Source organism: Candidatus Sodalis endolongispinus, from assembly GCF_018777395.1.
Lineage (GTDB): Bacteria > Pseudomonadota > Gammaproteobacteria > Enterobacterales > Enterobacteriaceae > Sodalis_B > Sodalis_B endolongispinus.
The window spans coordinates 178814-203319 of sequence record NZ_JAFJYC010000002.1 but is presented as its reverse complement, the minus strand read 5'-3'; the positions used below and the strand labels follow the sequence as shown (position 1 = coordinate 203319).

The 24506-nt window shown below is 54.3% G+C and carries 14 protein-coding genes, 1 tRNA gene and 4 pseudogenes; 12 read left to right on the top strand and 7 right to left on the bottom strand.

All coding sequences use genetic code 11. The features are described from left to right. Positions 1 to 98 precede the first annotated feature (98 nt). Positions 99 to 1252 (top strand): annotated as a pseudogene (locus JZM24_RS14135) (MalY/PatB family protein). Positions 1253 to 1273: 21 nt separating this feature from the next. Here JZM24_RS14135 and JZM24_RS14130 read toward each other — a convergent pair. Continuing rightward, positions 1274 to 1834, bottom strand: a complete 561-nt coding sequence (locus tag JZM24_RS14130) for a VOC family protein (protein ID WP_215670450.1) — start codon at positions 1832 to 1834, stop codon at positions 1274 to 1276. Between the two features lie 708 nt (positions 1835 to 2542). On the opposite strand from JZM24_RS14130, the gene argS reads away from it, so the two are divergent. Beyond that, complete coding sequence (gene argS / locus JZM24_RS14125; protein WP_215670447.1) at positions 2543 to 4273, top strand: arginine--tRNA ligase; 1731 nt, start codon at positions 2543 to 2545, stop codon at positions 4271 to 4273. A gap of 267 nt (positions 4274 to 4540) precedes the next feature. Here argS and murJ read toward each other — a convergent pair whose 3' ends face one another. From murJ to rimJ, 3 genes and pseudogenes are all read right to left on the bottom strand, one after another. Continuing rightward, positions 4541 to 6082: a murein biosynthesis integral membrane protein MurJ gene (gene murJ / locus JZM24_RS14120; protein WP_215670445.1), complete on the bottom strand. Its 1542-nt coding sequence runs from the start codon at positions 6080 to 6082 to the stop codon at positions 4541 to 4543. 467 nt (positions 6083 to 6549) lie between these two features. Continuing rightward, positions 6550 to 7467: pseudogene (locus JZM24_RS14115) on the bottom strand (Gfo/Idh/MocA family protein). Between the two features lie 24 nt (positions 7468 to 7491). Beyond that, a complete protein-coding gene (gene rimJ, locus JZM24_RS14110; RefSeq protein WP_215670443.1) occupies positions 7492 to 8070 on the bottom strand; it encodes a ribosomal protein S5-alanine N-acetyltransferase in 579 nt (192 codons plus the stop codon). 281 nt (positions 8071 to 8351) lie between these two features. Between rimJ and mdtH the strand changes: the two genes are divergently transcribed. From mdtH to JZM24_RS14095, 3 genes are all read left to right on the top strand, one after another. Next, a complete protein-coding gene (gene mdtH / locus JZM24_RS14105) occupies positions 8352 to 9569 on the top strand; it encodes a multidrug efflux MFS transporter MdtH (protein ID WP_215670441.1) in 1218 nt (405 codons plus the stop codon). Positions 9570 to 9710: 141 nt separating this feature from the next. Then, positions 9711 to 10358 carry a glutaredoxin 2 gene (grxB, locus tag JZM24_RS14100; RefSeq protein ID WP_215670439.1) on the top strand — a complete coding sequence of 216 codons (648 nt, stop codon included), beginning with the start codon at positions 9711 to 9713 and terminating at the stop codon, positions 10356 to 10358. Between the two features lie 262 nt (positions 10359 to 10620). Continuing rightward, entirely contained in the window at positions 10621 to 11175 is a 555-nt protein-coding gene (locus tag JZM24_RS14095; protein WP_215670437.1) for a lipoprotein, read from the top strand. A gap of 243 nt (positions 11176 to 11418) precedes the next feature. Here JZM24_RS14095 and JZM24_RS14090 read toward each other — a convergent pair. After that, a pseudogene (locus JZM24_RS14090) lies at positions 11419 to 11977 on the bottom strand (TorD/DmsD family molecular chaperone). Between the two features lie 1118 nt (positions 11978 to 13095). On the opposite strand from JZM24_RS14090, the gene JZM24_RS14085 reads away from it, so the two are divergent. The 4 genes from JZM24_RS14085 to JZM24_RS14070 all read left to right on the top strand — a co-directional run bounded on the left by JZM24_RS14085 (position 13096) and on the right by JZM24_RS14070 (position 16821). Next, positions 13096 to 13932 (top strand): winged helix-turn-helix domain-containing protein, encoded by an 837-nt coding sequence (locus tag JZM24_RS14085; RefSeq protein WP_215670435.1) that lies wholly within the window; start codon positions 13096 to 13098, stop codon positions 13930 to 13932. A 176-nt stretch (positions 13933 to 14108) separates the two neighbouring features. Then, positions 14109 to 15512: a flippase gene (locus JZM24_RS14080; protein WP_215670433.1), complete on the top strand. Its 1404-nt coding sequence runs from the start codon at positions 14109 to 14111 to the stop codon at positions 15510 to 15512. After that, a complete protein-coding gene (locus JZM24_RS14075; protein WP_215670431.1) occupies positions 15493 to 16341 on the top strand; it encodes an ATP-grasp fold amidoligase family protein in 849 nt (282 codons plus the stop codon). The genes JZM24_RS14080 and JZM24_RS14075 overlap by 20 nt, the downstream gene beginning before the upstream one ends. 390 nt (positions 16342 to 16731) lie before the next feature. After that, positions 16732 to 16821 (top strand) — tRNA-Ser (locus tag JZM24_RS14070). A gap of 55 nt (positions 16822 to 16876) precedes the next feature. Here JZM24_RS14070 and phoH read toward each other — a convergent pair. Continuing rightward, complete coding sequence (gene phoH, locus JZM24_RS14065; protein WP_215670429.1) at positions 16877 to 17668, bottom strand: phosphate starvation-inducible protein PhoH; 792 nt, start codon at positions 17666 to 17668, stop codon at positions 16877 to 16879. Between the two features lie 656 nt (positions 17669 to 18324). Between phoH and putA the strand changes: the two are divergent. Further along, positions 18325 to 22222 (top strand): annotated as a pseudogene (gene putA, locus JZM24_RS14060) (trifunctional transcriptional regulator/proline dehydrogenase/L-glutamate gamma-semialdehyde dehydrogenase). 116 nt (positions 22223 to 22338) lie between these two features. Here putA and JZM24_RS14055 read toward each other — a convergent pair. Further along, positions 22339 to 23199 (bottom strand): ATP-binding protein, encoded by an 861-nt coding sequence (locus JZM24_RS14055; protein ID WP_215670427.1) that lies wholly within the window; start codon positions 23197 to 23199, stop codon positions 22339 to 22341. Between the two features lie 136 nt (positions 23200 to 23335). Here JZM24_RS14055 and JZM24_RS14050 point away from each other — a divergent pair, with 136 nt between their 5' ends. Both JZM24_RS14050 and JZM24_RS14045 read left to right on the top strand, forming a co-directional pair. Further along, positions 23336 to 23971, top strand: coding sequence for a helix-turn-helix domain-containing protein (locus JZM24_RS14050; RefSeq protein ID WP_215670425.1), 636 nt, complete (start codon positions 23336 to 23338; stop codon positions 23969 to 23971). A gap of 110 nt (positions 23972 to 24081) precedes the next feature. Next, entirely contained in the window at positions 24082 to 24333 is a 252-nt protein-coding gene (locus JZM24_RS14045) for a CsbD family protein (RefSeq protein ID WP_215670423.1), read from the top strand. Positions 24334 to 24506: the final 173 nt, after the last annotated feature.

The following is a 24506-nucleotide window of genomic DNA, read 5'->3' as shown; positions in this document are numbered from 1 at the left end:
TATACTACTCCTTTCTTGACGGCCATGAATAACTGGCATAACACACTATGCCAGCAAACGGCGGCGTTTTTGTTTTTCAATTGTGCAGGGAAATGACTATGGCATTCAACTTCGATGAATGTATCGAACGGCGTCACAGCGATAGTTATAAATGGCAAAAGTATGCCGGGCAGGATGTCATTCCGCTCTGGGTGGCCGATACGGATTTTCGTTCGCCGCCCTGCATTATCGAGGCGTTGCGCGCCCGTGTCGATCATGGTGTGTTTGGATATGGGATGTCGCCGACAGCGCTCGGCGACATCTTTATTGAACGGATGCGCGAGCGCTACCAGTGGGACATCAAGGTGGAATGGCTGGTGTTTCTGCCGGGTCTGGTCAGCGGCCTACATCTGGCGGTCCGTGCGCTAACCGAGGCGGCGGAAGCGGTGGTTATTCCTAACCCTATATATCCACCGTTTCGCGCGGCCGCCCGTAGCGCAGGCCGTCAACAGCGTCTGGCGCCGATGCGTCTTGCTAACGGGCGCTGGTGCGTCGATTTCGCCGGCACCGATCCGGCACTCGCCGGCGACGAACGCCTGCTGATGCTCTGCAACCCCCACAATCCCGGCGGTACCGCCTATCGCCGGGAAGAGCTTATGCAGCATCTTGCCTTTACACAACAGCACGATCTGCTGGTGTGTTCCGATGAAATCCACTGTGATTTACTGCTGACCCCGGGGTTGCGCCATATCCCCTTCGCCTCCCTCTGAACGAGGAGGCGGCGCAGCGCAGCATTACCCTTATGTCGCCCTACAAAAGTTTCAACATCGCCGGCCTGGGAGCGTCGGTAGCGGTGATCCCCAACCCACGTTTACGCATGAAATTTGCCGCGCAGCGCGCAGGCATAGTGCGAGCGGTGGATGTGCTGGCGCTGTGCGCCGCCAACGCCGCCTGGCGCGGCGGTCAGGCGTGGCTTTCACAGCAGTTGGACTATTTGCGCGGCAACCGCGACCGGCTGGCGGAACGCCTGCAAGAAATGCCCGGCCTGACGCTGGCAGGCCCAGAGGCAACTTATCTGGCCTGGATTGACGCCAGCGGTCTGGACGTGGACAACCCTCACGCCTTCTTTGAACAGGCGGGGGGCGGTCTTTCCGCCGGGGCTGATTTCGGTGACGATCGCTTTGTCCGGCTCAGTTTCGGCTGTCCCAGAACGGTACTGGATACCGCCCTGGATCGCATGGCTCACGCCTGCAGACATCTCCGGCGGGTATAACGCTTAGCCGTCCCTAAGCCGTTAAGGACGCTCGGCGTTAACAATATCGCGCAGGGCGTAAGGGTGAAATTTCACGGTGACGCTCCCATCGCTGACCGCCAGTGTGGGGTTGGTTAACGTCTCCGCCTGAGCCTGCGGCTGGCTTTGCTTGATGCGCAGGCTCGGCGAGGCCAGCGCCTGATCCGACAGCAGCGCCAGCGCTCGCGCAAACAGGGTTTCCGCCTCTCCCGGTAACACTATTTCGACATGTTCCCACCCTTCATGGCGATAACGCCGCTCGCCGGGCCAGGGTAACTCGATGCAATGAATAGCCTGCACGCCTAAATTCAGCGGCGTCGCCAGTTCAAACAACGCAATGCGACGGCCGTTAATTTCCGCTTCATTTACAAGACGGCCGCATTGAGAAAAACCCTGATACCACCATTGTGCCGTGACGTCTTGATGACAGCGCACCGCAATATGATCGATAAGAAAAGCTTCTGGCAAAATACCCAATCTATTAGTTAATGCATATAGCTCCGATTCAAAACGCGGAAAATCGATTTTCAAATCCAATAATTGTGGAACTTCAGTCCAATTCATTTTTCTTTATCCTTAATTGTCTTTCCAACCCTCATACCGCATCCCCTTTGCCCGGCGTGCCGCGCCGTGAGCCGCTTCGCTCACCCGGCCGGCGGCGCAACACGGCGCAATAGAGTATTAAGATTAATCTGTTTATTTGCAAGAGGGCATTAAATGACAAATATTTATCGTAGTTCAGCGACTGCATAATGGATAGGCCATAATGGCTGACATTAAACTTACACAAAGCAGGTTTATGTCATATTTCAATGCGGTGACAAGCATAAAAGATAGGTATTTTCTGAAAGCGCGTTAGCTGGATTGTGCGCTTGCGTTATATCAGCTATTTTAGTCTCCTAAATAATCGAATGTATATAAAATGCTATTATTAACTTTATGCCTGTTGCTGGTTATTGTCGCTGTCTATTCCATTATCCAGCATTTACGCAGCAAAAATCGCAATCAGCTCGGCATATCCCGCAAAGAACGCCGGCGCTACCGATAACTTCTCATGCTTCCCGCAATGCGGCGGGCGGCCACTTCCCTTTTCTTACCCCGCCCGCTGAATCTGCCCTTCCGCTCTACTGACTCCCGCCGCCGATTATGGTATAAGCATGGTTTATTTTTCGGATCTGACCACCGTGGCCGCCCGGTTACGGTGGCGTAGTCAGGTTGCCCGGGAATGTCAGCGCTCTGCCTGCCTCCCGACCATGCAATAAAGGTATTCCGGTGAACATCCACACACTTCTCTCAGAAAAAATCCAGCAGGCGCTGGTGGCCGCAGGCGCGCCCGCCGACTGCGAAGCGCAGGTGCGTCAATCGGCGAAGGCTCAGTTCGGCGACTATCAAGCCAATGGCGTCATGGCAATTGCCAAACAGCTTGGTTTGCCACCACGCAAGCTGGCGGAAAATGTCGTCGGTTTGCTGAAGTTGGACGGTATCGCCCGAAAAGTCGACATCGCGGGTCCCGGTTTTATCAATATTTTTCTCGAGCCTAGCTGGTTGGCAAACCACCTTGCCGCGGCCCTCTCTTCTGCACGACTGGGCATTACCAGCGTTACGCCGCAAACCATCGTGGTGGATTATTCCGCGCCCAACGTCGCCAAAGAAATGCATGTCGGCCATGTGCGCTCCACCATCATTGGCGATGCCTCGGTGCGCACGCTGTCGTTTTTGGGCCATAACGTGATTCGGGCCAACCACGTTGGCGACTGGGGAACGCAATTTGGCATGCTGATTGCGTATCTGGAAATGGTACAGGATGGCGGCGAAGCGGAAATGCAACTTTTCAGTCTGGAAAGATTCTACCGCGCCGCCAAGCAGCACTATGACGAGGATCCGGCGTTTGCCGAGCGCGCCCGCGGCTATGTGGTGAAGCTGCAGGGTGGCGACGAATATTGCCGGCAGATGTGGCGCAAATTGGTGGATGTCACCATGGCGCAGAACCAGAAAACCTATGACCGACTTAATGTTACGCTAACGCGGTTGGACGTCATGGGTGAGAGTCTGTATAACGACATGCTGCCCGGCATTGTGGCGGATTTGAAAGCGAAAGGGCTGGCGGTGGAGAGTGAAGGCGCCACCGTGGTGTTTCTCGACGAATTCAAAAACAAAGAAGGCGAGCCCATGGGGGTGATCATTCAGAAAAAGGATGTCGCTTACCTGTATACCACCACCGATATCGCCTGCGCCAAATACCGCTATGAAACACTGAAGGCCGATCGGATTATTTACTATATCGACTCACGTCAGCATCAGCACCTGATGCAGGCCTGGACTATCGTGCGCAAGGCCTGCTACGTCCCTGAAACGGTACCGCTCGAGCACCACATGTTCGGTATGATGTTGGGCAAAGATGGCAAACCGTTTAAAACCCGCGCCGGCGGCACCATCAAGCTCACAGAGCTGCTGGACGAAGCGCTGGAACGCGCCCGCCGTCTGATTGCCGCCAAGAACCCCACCATGGACGCCCAGGAGTTGGAAAGGTTGGCGCAGGTGGTGGGTATCGGGGCGGTAAAATACGCCGATTTATCAAAAAGCCGTACTACTGATTACGTTTTCGACTGGGACAATATGCTGAGTTTTGAGGGCAACACCGCGCCTTATATGCAATATGCCTATACCCGTGTCGCTTCGGTATTCAAACGCAGCGGCCAGGATGAACAGCAGCTCACCGGCGACATCCGCCTGGAGGCGGAGCAGGAAGCTCAGTTGGCGGTTCGTCTGTTGCAGCTGGAAGAGGCCATTGTAACCGTGGCACGCGACGGCACGCCGCACGTGCTATGCGCCTATCTTTATGATCTGGCCGTGCTGTTCTCTGCTTTCTACGAGCACTGTCCGATCCTGAATGCCGAGAATGCGGCGCTGCGCCAAAGCCGCCTGCAATTGGCGCTGCTCACCGCGCGCACGCTTAAGCAAGGTTTGGATCTGCTGGGTATCGACACCGTGGAACGTATGTAGCTGACGCTTAATAGCGGGGACGTTAAGCCGCCTGTCGCCGCTGTCATTACCACGCCGGCCCGCCTGCTGCGGGCCGGTTTTTTTTAGCTGATGCCAGGGCTTATCGCATTCCAGTATCTGCCGGGGGTTGCGTGTTCAGGGCAGTCCCGGGCTCCATAGTGCAGCAGGTCAGAGTTCCGTGGTGCGGCAGACCCTGGTTCCATAGTGCGGCAGGCCAGGCTCCGCTTTTTGGCTATGCCTGGGTCAGTGTTTTGGCCGTGCCGGGATTTAGTGAGTCTGCACCGAGCGCGCGAAATGGCGTGGACGGAATCCCACCAGCCACAGCGTGGCAAAATAGACCATCCCGCCCACTGCAACCACCCCCATCAGCCGTAGCAACCGCCAGGGCATACTGCCCTGCGCCCAGTCGGGCATCACCATCAGCAGCCCGATTAACGCCGCCGCCATAATCATGACCGCCAGCAATAGCCGGCAGAAAAAGCCGAGCCATCCCGGCTGGGGCACAAACAGCTTTTGCCGGCGTAATTGCCAGTACAGCAGCGCAACGTTGAGGCAGGCGGACAGACCGATGGACAGCGACAGGCCGGCGTGCTTTAGCGGACCAATAAAAGCCAGGTTCATTAATTGCGTCATCAGAAGCGTGATCATCGCCACGCGTACCGGCGTTTTAATGTCCTGGCGGGAATAAAACCCGGGCGCAAGCACTTTAACCAAAATCAGACCCACCAGGCCCACAGAATAGGCTATCAGCGCCCGTTGGGTCATTGAGGCGTCAAAGGCGGAAAATTTACCGTATTGAAATAGCGCCACGGTCAACGGATGCGCCAAGATCCCCAGCGCCACGGCGCTGGGAAGTGCCAGCATAAAGCATAAGCGCAACCCCCAATCCAGCAAACGGGAGTATTCATCATGATTGCCGCGGGTGAAGCTACGCGACAGCGAGGGCAACAAAATGGTCCCCAGCGCCACGCCGAGCACGCCGGAGGGGAACTCCATCAGGCGATCGGCGTAGTACATCCACGACACCGAGCCGGAGACGAGAAAGGAGGCGAAAATGGTATTGATGATGAGGGAGATTTGGCTGACGGACACGCCGAGGATGGCCGGCCCCATTTGCCGCAGCACGCGCCAAACGCCGGCATCGCGAAACTGCAGCCTGGGCAGCACCAGCATGCCGATTTTTTTCAGGTGCGGCAGCTGATAACCCAGCTGCAGGATGCCGCCGGCGACCACGGCCCAGGCCAGCGCCATGACCGGCGGATGGAACAGCGGCGCCGCTAGCAAGGCGAAACCTATCATGCTGACGTTAAGTAAGGTCGGCGCAAACGCCGGCACCGAAAAGCGGTTCCAGGTATTAAGGACCGCCCCTACCAGCGAGGTGAGGGAAATAAGCAAAATATAGGGAAACGTGACGCGTAACAGCGCCGTGGTCAGGGCAAATTTCTCCGGCGTATCGGTGAACCCCGGCGCGGTGACCATAATCACCCAGGGCGCGGCCAGCATACCGGCCACGGTGACCAGCGCCAGCACCAGCGTGAGCAAGCCGGCGATATAGGCGACAAATACCCGCGTCGCCGCGTCGCCCTGCTGACTCTTATATTCCGCCAAAATAGGAACAAACGCCTGTGAAAAGGCCCCTTCGGCGAAGATACGCCGCAACAGATTGGGAATTTTAAAAGCGACAAAGAAGGCATCGCTTGCCATACCCGCGCCAAATACCCGCGCCACGATGGCGTCGCGGATAAACCCCAATACGCGGGAAAAAAGAGTCATGGAGCTGACCGCCGCCAGCGATTTCAATAAATTCATGGTGTAATTTTTCTGTAGCGCCCGGACGCCGTCGACCTGAAGTTAACGCGCCGCCCGGCACATCCTGAGCCTTATGGGTGCGCCTAGTCTACCTTGCCCGGAGAAAATCGCTACTGTCCGTTGTCGCCGTCGCCACCGCCATTGCGGCGGGTATGAGGCGGTCTCTTGCTCTGTGGCACTCTCTCACTGTGAGACGGCCCCTTTCTCTCAGACAGTCTCTTGCTCTAAGACGCTCTTTGAATTTGAGACACGCTCTTGCTCTGGGACGATCCCTTAGCTGAGACGGTCCCTTGGGCTGAGGCTGTCACTGTCGCTGAGGCGCAAATAGTCCTTCAGGCATTGCAGCCGCCCCTGCGATGCGGGCATCAAGCTTATGCAGCCCGACCAAGGCCGTCACGACGCAGCTCCCGCTTGCCGGCCGACAAAGGTACGGCCGCGCCATACCGGTTGCGGAAGGCGTGCGTACGTCAGCCTTCGCGTTGCGTCAGCAGTTGTTCAATCCAGCGCTGCGCGCTGATGCTTTCCTCACCGCTCAAACACGTCGCTGTCTGGTTCGCCGCACAGTCGATAAAGTGCTCTACCGCTCCGGTAAACCCGCGCTGGGTTAAAATCGTCTGCCAGTCTGGGACCGGCAACTCCCCTAGCGTGCCCGCGCGCTCCCATTGAAAATGGCGCATCTCTTCAACCCGATAAAGCGCACCACGGGTAATGGCGGTAACGGTTTACCGCTGGCTACCCGCCTGGCGGTGCATGGCGGTGGTGACCAGACAATCGCCGCAGCGAAAAGCGTGTTCAGCGTACAACAGCTGATCGGCCGCGTTGGTCTGCACCCGTCCGCCGGGCAGCGTCGGCGTGCCGCCGGCCAGCCACAACGCCGTGTCCACCACGTGCAAATAATCGTCCAACAAGGTAAAACGCGCGTCCTGCGGCCCGACACTGTCGCTGCGATGTTTGTCCATGCGCAGCGAAGCGCCGTGCTGCATATCCTGCTTCAGACGCAGGTAAAGAGGCGCAAAACGTCGGTTAAAGCCTACCATCAGTATTCGCTGATGCCGGGCGGCTAACGCCAACAGCTGTTCTGCCTGCTCAAGCGTCGCCGCCAGTGGCTTATCCACATACACATGCCGGCCACGCCGCAGCAGACTGCTCACGACCTCATAATGACTGTCGGTGCTGCTGTGGACAAACAGCGCATCACACTGCTGCACCAGTTCATCGACCCGAGCGTAATAAGGGATGCGATAACTGTCGCAAAGCGGCTGCGCCCGCTGCTGATTGGGTGAAAATGCGCCCACCAGATGCCAGCGCCCGGCGTTGCTCAACAGCGGCAAATACACTTTCTGCGCAATGCCGCCCAAGCCGATTATACCAATGCGTAATGTCATACCCCTCACCCCTCCTCTAAGGCATTAACGACCGGGCGTCCATCCGCTGTGGGTGAGCGCCATCAAGACATGATCGCGCCATTGGCCATCGATCAATAAATAATCTTTTGCGTAACCTTCACGGATAAAGCCGAGCCGGGCAAGTAAACTGCCGCTGCGATGACTGTGCGGCATATAGTTAGCCATTATTCGGTGCATATGCTGCTGCATATAACGCACCGCGGCCTGCAGCGCTTCAAACATCAGCCCCTGCCCTTGCCACATTTCCCCTAATGAATAGCCGAGAAAACACGCATGAAATGAGCCGCGCAACACATTACTGAAATTCGCCACGCCGCGGATTTCCGTTTCCAACGGGTCAAGGAGGACGAAATAATACGCGCTGCCCTGGCGATGCATTTCTTTAATCATCCCCAGACGGGCCTGCCAACCGGAAGGATAGCAATGACTCTCGTCGCGTATCGGCTCCCAGGGTTTGAGGTAATCCCGATTGCCCGCGTAGTACTCCGCCAGACGGTAATCGTCCCGTTCATTAGCCAGACGTACCACCAGCCGGTCGGTGACCAGTCGCACCTTTGGCGACGCTGCGCGATAGCCAAACATCTTTACTTCGCCCTCCCGTTTTACTGACGCTTACTGGCGCGAAGGTCGACGTTTGGGCATCAATCACCCTGCCTTCGATCTTCTTGAGCCTCATGCCGCGTTTTATGCTGACCGGGGCGCTGCGCCACTTATAAACAATAATATAACGGTGATAATAAAGTATATGCTTTGCTAATTCCGCGCTATTAAAAAATATCATCCCTAAGCACACTATCGCTAAACAAATATTCCGGTCAGAATAGGCTGTCCTCGTAGCCTTATATTGCAACTTAGGGTGGAGCATGTCGTCGGTCTCGCAAGCTCGGAGCTTGGGTAAATATTTTCTGTTAATGGATAATATGCTGGTGGTAATGGGCTTTTATGTCGTCTTTCCGCTCATTTCCATCCGTTTTGTGGATCAACTCGGCTGGGCCGCGCTGCTGGTGGGCATTGCGCTGGGCCTGCGACAATTTATCCAGCAGGGGCTGGGGATCTTTTGCGGCGCCTTCGCCGACAAACTCGGGGCAAAACCGATGATTATCGCCGGTATGCTGATGCGCGCCCTGGGGTTTGTGTTGATAGGCATCGCCGATGAACCCTGGCTGCTGTGGCTATCCTGCGCGCTGTCCGCGCTCGGGGGCACCTTATTCGATCCGCACCGAACGGCGCTGGTGATCAAATTGACGCGCCCGTGGGAGCGCGGCCGCTTCTATTCGCTGTTGATGATGCAGGATAGCGCCTGTGCCGTTATTGGTGCGCTGCTCGGCAGCTGGCTGTTGCGCTATGATTTCAAGCTGGTCTTCCTGGCCGGCGCGGTGCTGTTTGTGTTTGCCGCCATTTTCAATGCCTGGTTGCTGCCGGGCTATCGCATTTCCACCGTGCGGGCACCCATGCTGGAAGGGATGCGCCGGGTGCTGCGCGACCAGCGTTTTGTCACCTACGTACTGACCTTGACCGGTTATTACATGCTGTCGGTGCAGGTGATGTTAATGCTGCCGATTCGCGTCAATGAGGGCGCCGGACAGCCAGCGGCGGTGAAATGGATGTACGCTATCGAAGCGGCGCTGTCGCTGTCGTTGCTCTACCCCATTGCCCGCTGGAGCGAAAAGCGCTTCAGGCTGGAAACCCGGTTGATGGCGGGACTGACCATTATGCTGCTGAGCCTGTTTCCCATCGGTCTGATTGAGGATCTGCGCGCCCTGTTTATGCTCATCGGCCTGTTTTATATTGGCTCAGTCATTGCCGAGCCCGCGCGCGAAACGCTCGGCGCGTCGCTGGCAGACAACCGCGCCCGCGGCAGCTATATGGGATTTAGCCGGCTGGGCCTGGCACTCGGCGGCGCTATCGGCTATAGCGGCGGCGGCTGGCTGTATGATGTCGGCAACCGGCTGGAGATCCCGCAGCTTACCTGGTTCATGCTGGGGCTGATAGGCTTCATCACTTTACTGGGCTTGTATCGTCAATTCCAGCAGCGGCCCATCGAGCCCGCGATGCTTAACGGCCGGGGCGAAGGCTCCTGACGGCGCATCTGGCCTGAGCGGATGTTGGCCATCTGTGCCCGCGCTGCGGTTGATCCCACGCGAAATGTTACCCATACTTTATTTTTAAACTATCTTGTCGGCGCTACAAGCGCCGATACACTACGGGAGGATGCCGACATTATGAAATTATACATCTATGAGCACTGCCCTTTTTGCGTCAAAGCCCGCATGATTTTTGGCCTCAAAAATATTCCCATCGCGCTGGAAGTCTTGGCGAATGATGATGAGAGCACCCCCATTTCCATGGTAGGTCAAAAAATGGTGCCGATCCTGCAAAAAGAAGACGGTAGCTATTTGCCGGAAAGCATGGATATCGTGCATTACGTCGACCATCTTGACCGGCAGCCGCTGTTGACCGGTCCAACCCAGCCCGCCATCGGCAAATGGCTAAAAGACATCAGCGACACCGCCCAGCGTCTGTTGCTGCCGCGTTTTGTGCGCGCAAGCCTGGAAGAATTCGCCACCGAGCAGGCCCGCCAATATTTCATCAATAAAAAACAGGCCAGCACGGGGGATTTTGCGCAATTGCTGGATCACACGCCGGGTCTGGTCAAAAAAATCAGTCAGCAATTGCGCGAGTTGGATCCACTCATCAAACAGCCCAACGCCTGCAACGGCAAATTGTCTGAAGACGATATTCACTTGTTTCCCTGGCTGCGCTCGTTAACCATCGTCGCCGGTATCGACTGGCCCACCCGCGTCGCCGACTACCGCGATAATATGGCTAAACAAACTCAGGTCAACCTTCTTTCCAGCATGGCGCAATGACCTGCATCGGGTTCGCATATCAGCCTGTCGACACGAGGTATTAGCCTGCACCGGGTTGGCGAATTAGCCTGTCGGCAAGACGTACTAACCGGCAACGGATGGCGTGTTAATCTGTTGGTATGGCGTATCAGCCGGCGTAAAGCTAGCGCAATAACCTGCATCGGCAACGCCACACAGGAGCGTTGCCGATCCCTGACCTTACCGCAATTATGTTATGCTTGGCCAACCCTCGCGGTGAGGTCGTAACAACAATGGGAAAGGAATGAAACCAGGTAATCGCTTCGCGCTGGCGGTGGTGGTCTGCGGCCTGCTGCTGAGCGGCTGTAACAGGTTGACGCATTACAGTCTCAGCGAACAGAAAGTGAATGACTATCTGCAACAGCACAATGACTTTCACAAATCCATCGGTATTCCGGGCCTTATCTCGGCCGATATCGTGCTGCAGGATCTACACAGCCAAATTGGCAGGGAAGAGCCCGGCAAAGTGACCTTGGCCGGCAACGCCCGTTTCAACGTCGTTTCTCTGATTGGATCGCAGCAGGCCGATGTCGCGTTAACGTTGAAAGCACAGCCCTATTATGACGTCGAACAAGGGGCGATTTATCTCAAAGATATGCAGTTGGTTCACTATGACGTCAACCAGGAAAAACTCACCAGCACTCTGCGCACGCTGGGGCCTTATTTACAGCAATCGTTGAAAAGCTGGTTTGATAGCCAGCCGGCCTATCGTCTGGACGCCAGTCGCAACAAAAGCGAGGCGCTGGCGAAAGGGCTCGATGTCAAGCCCGGCGAGCTGGTGATTCCGTTCACCCGCTGATCCAGCGGCGGTAAGCCCGGCAGACATTACGGTTATCCTCATAGGCCAGGCTGGCCCGACGTGAGCAGCGTCAACGCGCGGTACCGGGTGCAATGCTGAGACAAACGTCGTCTGGCGTTCCTCTAAAACCGGCAGGAAATGGGGACGCCGGGCGCGCCGCTGCTCTAATTGACTCGTTAAGGCGTAAGCCAATTCAGATTATGGCGCCAGCGATTGCCTATCACCGCTTTTCACCGCGGCCCACTACCCTTGATGCTGTACGTCGGCGCCCAGTTCATCACGTAATTCAGGCAACGCTTCCCGGCAGAGGATCGCCAGCGCACGATAAAATCCAGTGTCGGCATGCGCTTCCACTTTGCTAAGAAACTGTTCGCCCCAGGTCAGAAGAAAACGGTCAAACAGCTCTCGTTGCGCTTCGGTTTCGTCCTGTTGCGCCTGATCTTCAAGCCAGGATCCCGCCAGCAACAATGCGCCAAAATGGTCGGTCGGCTTCTCGCCGCAAGGCATACCGCGAGCAAGCAGAAATTCGCGAATCTCGCTCTCATCAGCGTCAAGCCAGTCGGAGCGGTAGGGGGTAACTTTGGGAGCATCGCCGCAAAAAAGCGCCATAAAGTCCCGCTGCAGCACGTCGGGATAACACTCTTGCTGCATGGATATAAGTAACGCATCCTGTTTCAGCGGCCAGTGTTCGGCCAGCTTGTTCTGCGCGATAAACGTCAGCAACGGCCGCCAGCACCTCATCCTGCGGCTGACGGTAAAACAAGGTACCAAGTAGCCGGCACACCAGCGAAAAATCATTCATTTTAACACCTATAGCGGTTAACCGGCGCAGACAGTGTCATAGATTAAGCTAATGCGCAATGCCGGTGCCTCATCGGCGAAGCAAAAATGTTCCCGTGAAGCATACTGGGTTTCATAAGCCTAATGTCTTCACCAAAAGATAATCGCCAGGATCCCTGCCCCCGCCGGCATTAAGGAGGCTGCCGGACTGTAAGCGCGCGGCACCTTGAGATTCGACGTCGCGTGCCCACCATCAACCGCCGGGCGTACCCTTTTCCACGCGCCGAGCTGGACGAATAGATAAAAAAGGTTAAACAGTAACGTTAATCCAGTTTAACAAATAACTTCCGGTGACTATCGGGCGGAAAAATCCTAAATTACTCCAGTTTTTCTTAGCTATTTAACCCTCCTTTCACCGGTCGTTTTGCAGCACGCAAGGTCGTGAAAACGAGATATCTACTCGCGCGAAGGATATTTCACGCGGCGAAGCCCTTAGGATAAAACTCAAATATTTTATGTGAACTTGATGAAATGGACGCCTGCCAGCGGCTTGCAATCACACTACTTACACCCGACGGCGCATAATGAATATCACTAATGAAGTGAATGCCGGCAGCATAAAACACTGCATATTTTCTTACCCTGCCGATAAAATACGAACCATGAGATGAAATTTAACGTAATTTTCGTAAAAACAAAAGTAAGCGTTATCGTTACAAGGTTAATTTCATTATTAGGGTGAAAGCATTAAAAATCATTAAGTTGAATATTTTATATTTAATTTCACAAAATCAGCTAAAAACCCATTGCAAAATTATTTTTTTGAGCCAATTATCTTTGGATAAATATCATACAAAATCGTTTTGTCCATGGTATAAATCCATACCGTTCTGCCAATAGCGCCTCAAAGTAAAAAAGGATAATTTGACTATAAAATTAAGAATTATTACCCTAACAGCTTGCCAAGCCTTCTACTAACTTTGATTAGCATTCACAACCACTCATCTTCATAGGAGGATTCATGTTTCATTACGCTTAAAAGAATGAAAATCATGTCATCTAATTAATTGAGTTTTCATTTTCATGTATAGCTTATGAGAAAGCATTACGATAAGAAAAAAATATCTGAGGTACTTTTAAATGAAACTTACAGAAACTATTACCGTCGATAACCTTGATGTAAAAGTCGCCCCCGATCTACACACCCGGCTTCGTTGGAAAGAGTACCAAATATTGAGCCTATTGGTAAAAAACTCGCCTAAAGCCGTCACGCGTGGTGAGTTTGTTAATCAAATTTGGAAAGGAACCTATTGCTCTGATTCTACAATCAATCAAACAATAAAATCAATCCGTAAAAAAATAGGCGACAAAGAACACGAAATTATAAAAACTGTGCCGCGTGTTGGCTGTATAATCGAAGAGAAACATCGATTTGACATGCATTCCAGCCCACCTTATACCCTCCCCGTAAGCGGGGCGGATAGCCAAGCCGGCCGCCAACAGCCGCCTCATCGGACTGAACAGGCGTCAGCGGCGCAGCCGGTCCCCAGAGTGATCGATGAAACCTATATGGATCCCTCTGATCATGCAGAGCCGGTATGGGCGTTACCGGCTCATGCCAAAACACCTGCTGATCTATATCAAGATGCCTACACCGATAAAAGTTTACAGGGAATGGGCGTTTGGCGTTATCTGTTTTCGCTGACACAAAGACTCTATTATCAAAAACGTAAAATAGTCCTATTGAGTCGAACAATCTGTATATTGATGGCTACCGTTCTGACCTACTTGATGAACAAGCATATTCCGCTTACTGGCGTAGAAGATGAAAAAGCAGACTGGCAAGACCTTAGCACCCTATCCGCCACCTGCTCGGTGAATGATAATCCTCTCTTACTTCATTCCAACAGTTGCATTGGCGCGACCGGTGGCTTGGAAGACGCCTACTTTTATTGCAACCCCAGTTCGTCACGCTAATACTTTCAGCGCACATTCGCGAAAAACCCGCTTTGGCGGGTTTTTTATATTAAATCTGGCTGCTCATTGTTTCATCCTAATCTTAAATGAAATATGAAATAGCCACGGATGAAATTTATTTTACGTCAATTTCAGTTGTTCGCGCTGACGGCAAGATATAGTTATATTGCAATAGCGTGAAATATTCGTCATCGCAGCTTAACGGAAGCGTCGCAGCAGACAACCTTGCCCTGCGGTTTATTTTCACTCAATATGAAATGGTAACTATGACGGCGATTATTTTTAATACGTTCTGGATCATTCTTGAAAAATTGTGCTTTGCCGGGGGAGGTATCATCTCTGCCATGTTTGTCGCCCGTTATTTAGGGCCAGCTAATTTTGGCGCCTTTAGCTATTTATTGTCTATTGTTATCCTGATTATGCCTTTTGTTCAATTAGGGAACGATAACATCCTTTTTAATCGCATTGCCAAGAACAAATATTCCGGCATGCGGTTAATGACAGCATCGGTAAAGTTAAAATTTAAAATGTTTATGCTCTTTAGTGCCGCGTTAATGATATGGGCATCGCTGAATCTGAAACATAACGAGGTTGTCATTCTGGCCCTGCTATTGCTGAGTACGTTCTTCAGCATTCATGATATTTACAAACTCTTCTTCGACGCTACTCTGCGCTCAAAAATCAATTTAGTTATTAACAACTGTGCCCTTTTGCTTTTCATCATTATGAACCTGACGTTTGTTTACCTGAAAATGATCCTGGTGTGGTTTGCCGTCGCCTATGTTGTGGCCCGCAGTTTTGTGCCGTTCATGATCCGCAGGGTGCTGTTTAGTTATTCGCAAAAGACGTTGAATCGTCGAATCAAAGTGAATCTAACGTCACGTCATATTAAAAAATATCATCTATATCTTTTGCAGGTCGGCTTCCCATTGGCCATCTTCAGCTTATCCATTGTGATTTATACGCTTATTGATCAAATTATGCTGGCGAAATATTTAGGGAGTTATGCCGTCGTCTTGTACAGCGCGGCGCAATCTATTACCCAAGGCTGGGCGATTATTCCATCGGCGCTGGTGACATCCATGATGTCGACCATTGTCAGAGAAAAAAGCAGCCGTAAGGCCGATGAGCTGATCCATTTGCTGTATGTAATAGCCATCAGCATATTTATACCCGTCATCGCCGTAGTCAGCCTGCTGAGCGGGCCCATTATCGATCTGATTTACGGTAAAGCCTATCACGTCGCCGCCAGCATTTTGCTGATAGGTGCGGTGACCACCTGCTTCAGCGTCATGGGCACCGTGGCTTATCGAGTGATCATCATGAATGCCGGATTTCGTTTTGTTGCGGTCAATATGCCGCTTATCGCCGTACTCAACATCGTCCTCAACAGCTATCTCATCCCGCTATATGGAATAAAAGGAGCAGCATTCGCCACGTTACTTTCAGAATTTTCATCACTTTTCATACTCAACGCCTTCTTCAGAAAATGCCTCATTACCAGCCAAATATTATCCTCAGACAAGAGTATACCTTTGTTAATTTCTGAGGTTAAACATTATGCTAAATCCAATCGCTAAAACAGACACAAAGTTTCTGCCGGACCTGATCTATCATCAGCTAAAATATTCACAGGTTTTCAAAAAATGGCCGAACTTGATTCACCCAACCACCTTTAGCGAAAAGATTACGCTTAGGAACCTATGGCCGAAATCTATTTATACCGACTTGGCGGACAAATACAAAGTCAGAAAACATATTGCTGCCACCATCGGTGAAGAGTACCTGATTAACTTATTCTGTCGCTGCGATGAGTTGACGGAAGACATTTTCGCCTCACTGCCGGCGTCTTTTGTCATCAAGGACAACCACGGCTCAGGTTTTAATCAAGTGGTTTATGATAAATCGTCGTTAACCTTCACGGAATTGAGCGCAACTACTCGATTTTGGACTAAAAGTAGCTTTTATAAAATGTCGCGCGAGAAACATTATAAAAATATTAAACCCTGTCTGCTGGTTGAAGAATTGCTGTTGGTGGACGGGCATGTCCCCAACGATATCAAGTTTCACTGTTTTAACCGCCAGGGCGAGATGAATATCTTTATTCAGGTCGATTACGACCGTTTCGGCGCGCACCGCCGGGACGTTTTCGATGAAAACTGGCAGCGCACCGATATTCGTATGGGGTTACAAAACAGCCCGGTGCCGATGGGAAAACCGAAACATCTGGCGCTGATGACCTCGCTGGCCAAACGGATCGCCAAAGATTTTTCTTACCTGCGTATCGACTTTTATGAGGCCAACGACAAAATCTACTTTGGCGAATTGACCTTTACCCCCGGCGGCGGATTATGCCGAATCTACCCGGAGGAAATACAGCATAAGTGGGGCAGCTTCTTCATTGATTAACGGGATTGCCAAGCGTATTTTAGCATTCACCTGTGCCGGCCGCTTATCCTGGGCATGGCCATCCTGGAACCGCTTAGCCCGCTGACGGTAATATTAGCGGGCATGCGGTTTGTGGCTAACACGTCTGCGGTCCTCAATCCGCCGTTTCGCCGCCCTTCCCCGCGCCAGCGAGGATCATTTTCTCCATCGGCTCCGGTTATTTCGCCACAACGCCGGTAGGCCGTAACGCATATTATTTTGCCCAGCCTTAGCCGCGCTGTAATGGCCGGCAATGCCTCACCCGATAAACGCTCACGCCTTGAGCAATCAGTATTTGTTGCCAAAATTATGCTTGACCGTCAAGGGGCGAATCCATATAGTAGCGCCCCGTTGACCTCATGGTTAACACGTGGTGAGGTGTCCGAGTGGCTGAAGGAGCACGCCTGGAAAGTGCGTATACGCGAAAGTGTATCGAGGGTTCGAATCCCTCCCTCACCGCCAGAATTTAATAAGAAAGCCCAGGTGATCACCCGGGTTTTTTATCGTCGAAAAGACGTTAGCCGTACGCACTCAACGTGCGCTGACATAGCGCCGATCGCACGCAGTCCTGCTGGCTGAAACGAATAATCGATATCATATCGTCATCCTCCTGGAACCGTTCCAGCGCATCCGCCAGCCCCGATTTGACCCCGCGCGGCAGATCGCATTGCGTCACGTCGCCATTAACAATGACCGTGACATTCTCCCCCAACCGCGTCAGGAACATCTTCATTTGATTGACCGTCACATTCTGCGCTTCGTCAAGAATAACGACCGCATTTTCAAACGTCAGGCCGCGCATATAGGCAAAAGGGGCGATTTCCACTTTGCCGATTTCCGGACGCAGACAGTATTGCATAAACGACGACCCTAGCCGACGAAGCAGAATGTCATGGACCGGACGGAAGTACGGGGCAAACTTCTCAGCGATATCGCCGGGCAGAAAACCCAGAGCCTCATCCGCCTGCAACACGGGACGGTTCACTATTATCCGCTCAACCTCTTTATGAATTAACGCTTCAGCCGCCTTGGCGGCGCTCAGGAAAGTTTTACCGCAACCGGCTTCACCGGTAGCGAAGATCAACTGTCTGGTTTCAATGGCCGTCAGGTACTGCTCCTGAACCTCGTTACGCGCTTCTATAGCCGATGTATCGCGACTGTCGCGCGCCATGCCGATTGATTCAATCCCGCTCATATGAACAAGAGAAGTGACCGAGTCCTCTTCACGCATTTTGTGATTGCGTGACTCGCGACGAATGACGCGTTTTGCTTCACGACGAGCTTTGATCACTGCTTTTTGTCTTCCCATAGTGGCACCTTACAGTTTGTTCACTCTCCACATGGACCAGGCCATGTGATTACGCTTCACATACAGATGAGGTTGTGGCTTCCTTCAAGCCATAGAGAGCCATCGAAGAAGGTGATGGGCCTGCGGCAACGTCAGATAATGCACGGCGCTGTGGGTCTTTCACCGGGGGGAACATGGAACAGAAAAGGTATCTTTTAGCGATGACGCAAAGAAAATCAGAGGGAAAAGAGGTCTCGAAGCGGCATCCGCCGATGCTTCGGGGGGTGATTGATAAGGAATGATGGTCAGTATTCAGCCAGTAGCAGGACACTGTCATTAGCGATCCCCATGGTAACCGTGACAACGACACGGTAGAGACGCCGCTTAATGCCTTCAGTATAATGACATTGCTACAGATTGCCGTCACATTGCAACTTTTTTTCAATTAAGTAGCCGTTAACCGTGTGTCAAGCTGCGGGTGAGCCCGATTGACCCGACCGCCGCACCGATTACATAAACTTATACATTGACTCACGGTAGGGGTTCCTGTGCAGGCTGCGCTGTGATCGCTGACACAAACGGCTATTAACGATCAATTAAACCTCTCTTTACAGGGTTGCACTAAGTTGCAACATTAGCGATAGTAAGGCCTCTTTTACAGGCGGAACGGGAACAGCATGGGTACAACCACAATGGGCGTCAAATTGGACGATGCCGCGCGTGAACGCATCAAGCAGGCGGCACGCCTCACTGGCTGATAAAGCAAGCGATATTCCATTACCTGGACGCACTGGAGCAAGGTGCAACCCCCGGTCTGCCGCTGCCGGCGGCGGAAGCAGAGGACGCGCAAAAGGTGACTGAAGAGCCGCGTCAACCGTTTATTGACTTGGCGGAACAGATCTTACCGCAGTCGATTACGCGGGATGCCGTCACTGCCGCCTGGCGCCGCCCGGAAACCGAAGCGGTACCCTGGCTACTGGAGCAAGCCCGTCATCCGGCGCCGATGGCGGAAGCCATTCAGAATCTGGCCGGTAAACTGGCTAATCAGCTGCGCCACCAAAAGCGCAGCGGTGGCCGCGCGGGTATGGTCCAGGATCTGTTACAGGAGTTTTACCCTTTCTTCCCAGGAAGGCGTCGCGCTGATGTGCCTGTCCGAAGCGCTGCTGCGGATCCCGGATAAAGCCACGCTGGATGCCCTGATTCGGGACAAGATTAGTAACGGCAACTGGCAAACGCACCTGGGCCGCAGTCAATCGCTGTTCGTCAATGCTGCCACTTGGGGACTTTTGTTCACCGGCAAGCTGGTCGCGACCCACAACGAAGCCAGCCTGTCCCGCTCCCTTAACCGCATTATCGGCAAAAGCGGCGAGCCCTTGATCCGCAAGGGTGTGGATATGGCCATGCGGTTGATGGGCGAGCAATTCGTCACCGGCGAACACGTCGGCGAGGCGCTGGCCAATGCGCATCGTCTGGAACAGCAGGGGTTCCGTTACTCCTATGACATGCTGGGCGAAGCCGCGTTAACGGAAGAGGATGCCCAGGCCTACCTGCTTTCTTACCAGCAGGCGATACATGCTATCGGCAAAGCTTCCAGCGGCCGCGGTATCTATGAAGGGCCCTGGATTTCCATCAAGCTTTCCGCGCTGCACCCGCGCTATTGCCGGGCGCAATATGAGCGCGTGATGGCGGAGCTTTATCCGCGGCTGTTGCGGCTTACTCTGCTGGCACGTCAATACGATATCGGCCTTAATATCGACGCCGAAGAAGCCGACCGGCTGGAAATTTCCCTCGATTTGCTGGCCAGACTTTGTTTCGAGCCGACGCTTGCGGGCTGGAACAGCATCGGCTTTGTCATCCAGGCCTATCAAAAGCGCTGCCCGCAGGTGATTGACGAGCTAATTGATCTCGCCAAGCGCCGCCTGATGATCCGGTTGGTGAAAGGCGCCTATTGGGATAGCGAAATCAAACGCGCGCAAATCGAAGGGCTGGAGGATTACCCGGTCTTCACGCGCAAGGTCTATACCGATCTCTCTTATCTTGCCTGCGCGCGCAAGCTACTCAGCGTGCCACATTATATTTATCCGCAATTTGCCACCCATAATGCCCATACCTTGGCGGCGATTTATCATTTCGCCGGCCAAAACTATTATCCGGGCCAATATGAGTTCCAGTGCCTGCACGGCATGGGCGAGCCGCTTTATGAGCAAGTGGTAGGTAAGGCAAGTTAAACCGGCCCTGCCGCATCTATGCCCCCGTTGGCAGCCACGAAACGCTACTGGCCTATCTGGTGCGACGATTATTGGAAAACGGCGCCAATACTTCGTTCGTCAACCGCATCGCCGATACCGCCGTGCCGCTGGAGCAGTTAATAGCCGATCCGGTGCAAGAAGTGACCCAGCTCGCGGCGCACGAAGGCCGCGCAGGCCTGCCCCATCCGAAAATACCCCTGCCGCGCGATCTGTATGGTCCGCAACGGCGCAATTCCGCCTGGCTGGACCTGGCTAACGAGCATCGCCTGGCGTCCCTGTCGGCCGCGTTGCTTAATGGTGAACATCAGACCTGGCAGGCAGCGCCGATGGTCGTCACCGAGGTGGGTAACGGACCGGTGCAGAAGGTGCATAACCCGGCGGATCATCGCGATGTGGTGGGTGAATGCCGGTATGCCTCCCCCGATGAGGTGGCGCACGCGCTGGTCGCCGTCGTACATCAGGGGGCGCTCTGGTCCGCCACCCCGCCCGCCAACCGCGCAGCGGTGTTAAAGGAAGCCGCCAACCGGCTGGAAGCGGACATGCAGCCGCTCATCGGCCTGCTGGTACGTGAGGCGGGCAAGAGTTTCAGCAATGCCGTGGCCGAAGTGCGCGAGGCGGTGGATTTTCTGCGTTACTACGCCTGCCAGATAGCGCGTGATTTCGATAACGACAGTTATCGCCCTCTTGGGCCAGTGGTTTGCATCAGTCCATGGAATTTCCCGCTGGCGATTTTTTTGGGCCAAATCGCCGCCGCGCTGGCGGCGGGCAACACGGTATTAGCCAAACCCGCGGAGCAAACGCCGCTTATCGCCGCCAGGGCGGTAGCGCTAATGCTCGAGGCCGGCGTGCCACTGGGGGTGTTGCAACTTTTGCCGGGCAAGGGGGGGAGACCGTGGGTGCGGCGCTGGTAGCTGACTCGCGCGTGCGGGGGGTCATGTTCACCGGCTCGACGGCAGTGGCCAGGCTGCTGCAAACCACCCTCGCCTCGCGGCTGGATCCTCAAGGCCGCCCGATACCGTTTATCGCCGAAACCGGGGGACTGAATGCGATGCTGGTGGACTCTTCGGCGCTGACGGAACAGGTGGTCACCGATGTGGTAGCCTCGGCCTTCGACAGCGCTGTTCGGCGCTACGCCTGCTGTGTATCCAGGAGGACGTCGCCGCGCGCACGCTGCGTATGCTGCGCGGTGCTATGGCGGAATACACCCTCGGCAACCCGGAACGCCTTGCCACCGATATCGGCCCGGTTATCGATGCTGGTGCAAAAGCGGCCATCGACAGCCACATCACCGCGATGCGCGAGCGGGGTTATACCGTCTGGCAAACGCCCGCGCCTGATGCCGCCTGCGATGCCCAGGGCACCTTTGTTCCCTTGACCCTGATTGAGCTCGACAGTATAGAGGCCCTTACTCAGGAGGTTTTCGGGCCGGGGTTGCATGTAGTGCGTTATCAGCGCCGCGCGCTGGACAGCATTATCGACTAGATCAACGCCAGCGGTTATGGCCTGACCCTCGGATTGCATACCCGCATTGATGAAACTATTCAACGTGTCACCGAGCGGGCGCATGTCGGCAATTGCTACATTAACCGCAATATCGTCGGCGCCGTTGTTGGCGTCCAGCCCTTCGGTGGCGAAGGGTTATCGGGAACGGGTCCCAAAGCCGGCGGTCCGCTGTATCTGTATCGTTTACTGTCCCAGCGCCGCGATGATGCGTTATTGCCCTCGCTGCAGGCGTTGGACGCGGTGCATGCGGCGGATTTCAGCCGGCGGGACACTTTGCAGCAGGCACACCCTGCCCTGGTCGCCTGGATGGAAGCCCATCAGCCGACGCTTGCCGCTCAATGTCGCCACTTGGGTGAGATTTCCCAGGCCGGCAGCACACGCCTGTTAATCGGTCCCACCGGTGAACAAAACAGTTACCGGCTACTGCCGCGCGAACACATCTTGTGTCTGGCAGACCAGGACACGGACCTGCTGATACAACTGGCTGCCACCACCAGCATTGGCGCCCGGGCGCTATGGATGGAGTCGCCGCAAAACCGCCGGTTGTTCGCTGTGCTGCCCGATCCGGTCAGTCAACGCATCACCCTGCTGGCTGATTGGACGCAGGCGGAGGTAATGCTGGATGCGGTATTGTTCCACGGTGACTCCGATCAATTGCGCAACTTGGCACAAACGCTTGCAGCGCGGCACGGCCCGTTGATTGCATTAAAGGGTTATGCACGGGGCGGACGGCCAGATAGCGCTGGAGCGGCTGTTAATCGAACGTGCTATCAGCGTCAATACCGCAGCCGGGGGCAATGCCACCCTGATGACTATCGGCTAAGCACGCGTCTTGCGTCTGTGCGCCGACTGTGTCGGTTAGCGCTGTCATTTCCCCCGCCCCCCAGTGCCCTCTGGCACCTGCCATACGCCCTGCAGACTTTGCAGGGCGTATTGGCACTACTGGCAGCAGATATGCTGGCCACCCCGCTCCCAGGCGCTTATCAGTAGGCTCTCACAAACCAGATGCAACTTGCGCGGCTGACCTGCGCAGGCGCGCGCCAGCCGCCACTTCAGCCGCTCCACCATCAGCAGCCCAAAAGCCGCCAGGCAACGCGAGATGAATTCATAGCCGCTCTCAAGCGTGAGAGGGGCGAGCTTGACGGGCAGCAGATGACGGCTGAAACCTTCTTCCGCGCCCACTATCTCCCCAGGATGTTCACCCCGGGCAACCAAAATCATTTTCACCCGGCATGCCCGGTCCGCCAATTGCTTAAACAGGGTAACAAAGCCCTGTCGCTGTTCGCCACTCACCATCCTATCGACGTCATCGATAATCAGCCAGACGGGGGATCGCTGACGCTCTCCCCAGGCATCCAGCGCCGTTACGACTGCCGCATTATCGTTGATGGCCGTTACGGCCGGCTGCTCTACGGTCTTCTTTTCAAATTTTATGCCGCTGCCCGCCAGCGAAAAGTGGGCGCCGAACAGCGATTCATAGCGCCGGTGATGACCGCTGTCGCCGAGCGTTACCGCATGTTTCATGACGGAAAGCAGCGTTGAACCGGGTTCACAACTGATCTTGACCGGCGGGCAACGTAGCGCATGACACGTCGCCAGCGTATGGGCCACAGAGGTTTTGCCGATGCCCGCCGCGCCATAGACCAGCGCATGACGTCCGGGGGCGCAGAGCGCCTGTTCAAGCAAATGCAATTCTCGCTGTCGGCCGCAGAGCCCGTTCGAGTGGTCTACCTGCGTGGAAGGATGCACCACCTGATACAGCGCGGTAAAAAATTCCTCTCTCGTCAGCGTGTTTAGCATGCCCGCCCCCCAAGGACCCTAAAAAACATGAATCACCGATTTCGCCAATTTAATACAGTTTAATCTGTATTAAAACCCCGCTTAACGGGGTTGTAAAATACAGTTTTGACGGTATCATATCCTGAGGAGTAGAATAATGACATTAGCTGAACGAGTCAAAAAACGCCGGCGCCGTCTGGGTCTTACGCAAGTGAAGGCCGCTGCCCTCGCCGGCATCCGCCAGCAATCCTGGGTGAGTATTGAGGAGGGCAAAACCAGCAAACCGCGTAATATCGTCGGTATCGCCAGCGCCCTGCAGTGTAGTCCCGACTGGTTAATGAATGGTGGCCCCACCCTGCTGAGCCACGCGGAAGTGGGTAGCCGTAAAATCCCGCTTATTAATGTCGTGCAGGCGGGCGCATTCGCCGAGAAAGCGCCCATTAACGGCGATGACGATGATTTCGAGTATTTACTGACCGACATGAATTGGTCGCGCGAGGCGTTTGCCCTTAAAATCGAGGGCGATTCCATGGCACCGTCTTTTCATACCGGCGATGTGGTGATAATCGACCCTGATATTGAGCCACAGCCGGGGGAATTCGTGGTGGCGAAAAACGGCGATCACGAAGCCACGTTCAAGAAATACCGACCGGTGTCGTTTGATGACCGAGGCGAGCAGGTGTTTGAACTGGTGCCGCTTAACACTGATTACCCCGTTATGCGATCGGACAACATCCCCATCCGGGTCATCGGTACCATGGTTGAGCATCGCATCTACCGCCGCAAGCGGTAATGGCGCAACGGGTTAGGAGGCCGTCTTGCCGAGCGATTTGTCCCCTGTCCCTGCAAACGCGCCTATTTGGTCTATATTTAAAGGGTTTCCACTTGCAAAGTACGAGAACTATGTACGATAAAGCCAAAGATAAAGTTGAAGAATTCGCGGGGAAAGGCCAGGAAGCGTTTGGCAAAGCAACGGACGATGATTCTCTCACCTTTGAAGGGAAAATCCGGCAAAAAGCCGCACAAGCCTCCTACACTTTTAACGACTATGTGGACAGCGTTAAAGATAAAACCAGCAAAGATCCGGTCCCGGCATTACTCATCGCCGGCGGCATTGGTTTCTTGCTTGCCAAAATTCTCGGCTCCCGCCGCTAAATTTATCTCCCGGTGAGCATAACCGGCACGCCTGCGCGCTGCCGGTTTTTTTTAAATCACCCTCAGTGACAACGTCACCTTTTCTCGACTTCAACCTTTGACCAGACGCTCTTTTCAACCAGCGTTTTGGCCGTCGCTTGCCCTAGGCGACTAGCCACGAAATCATTTCCTTT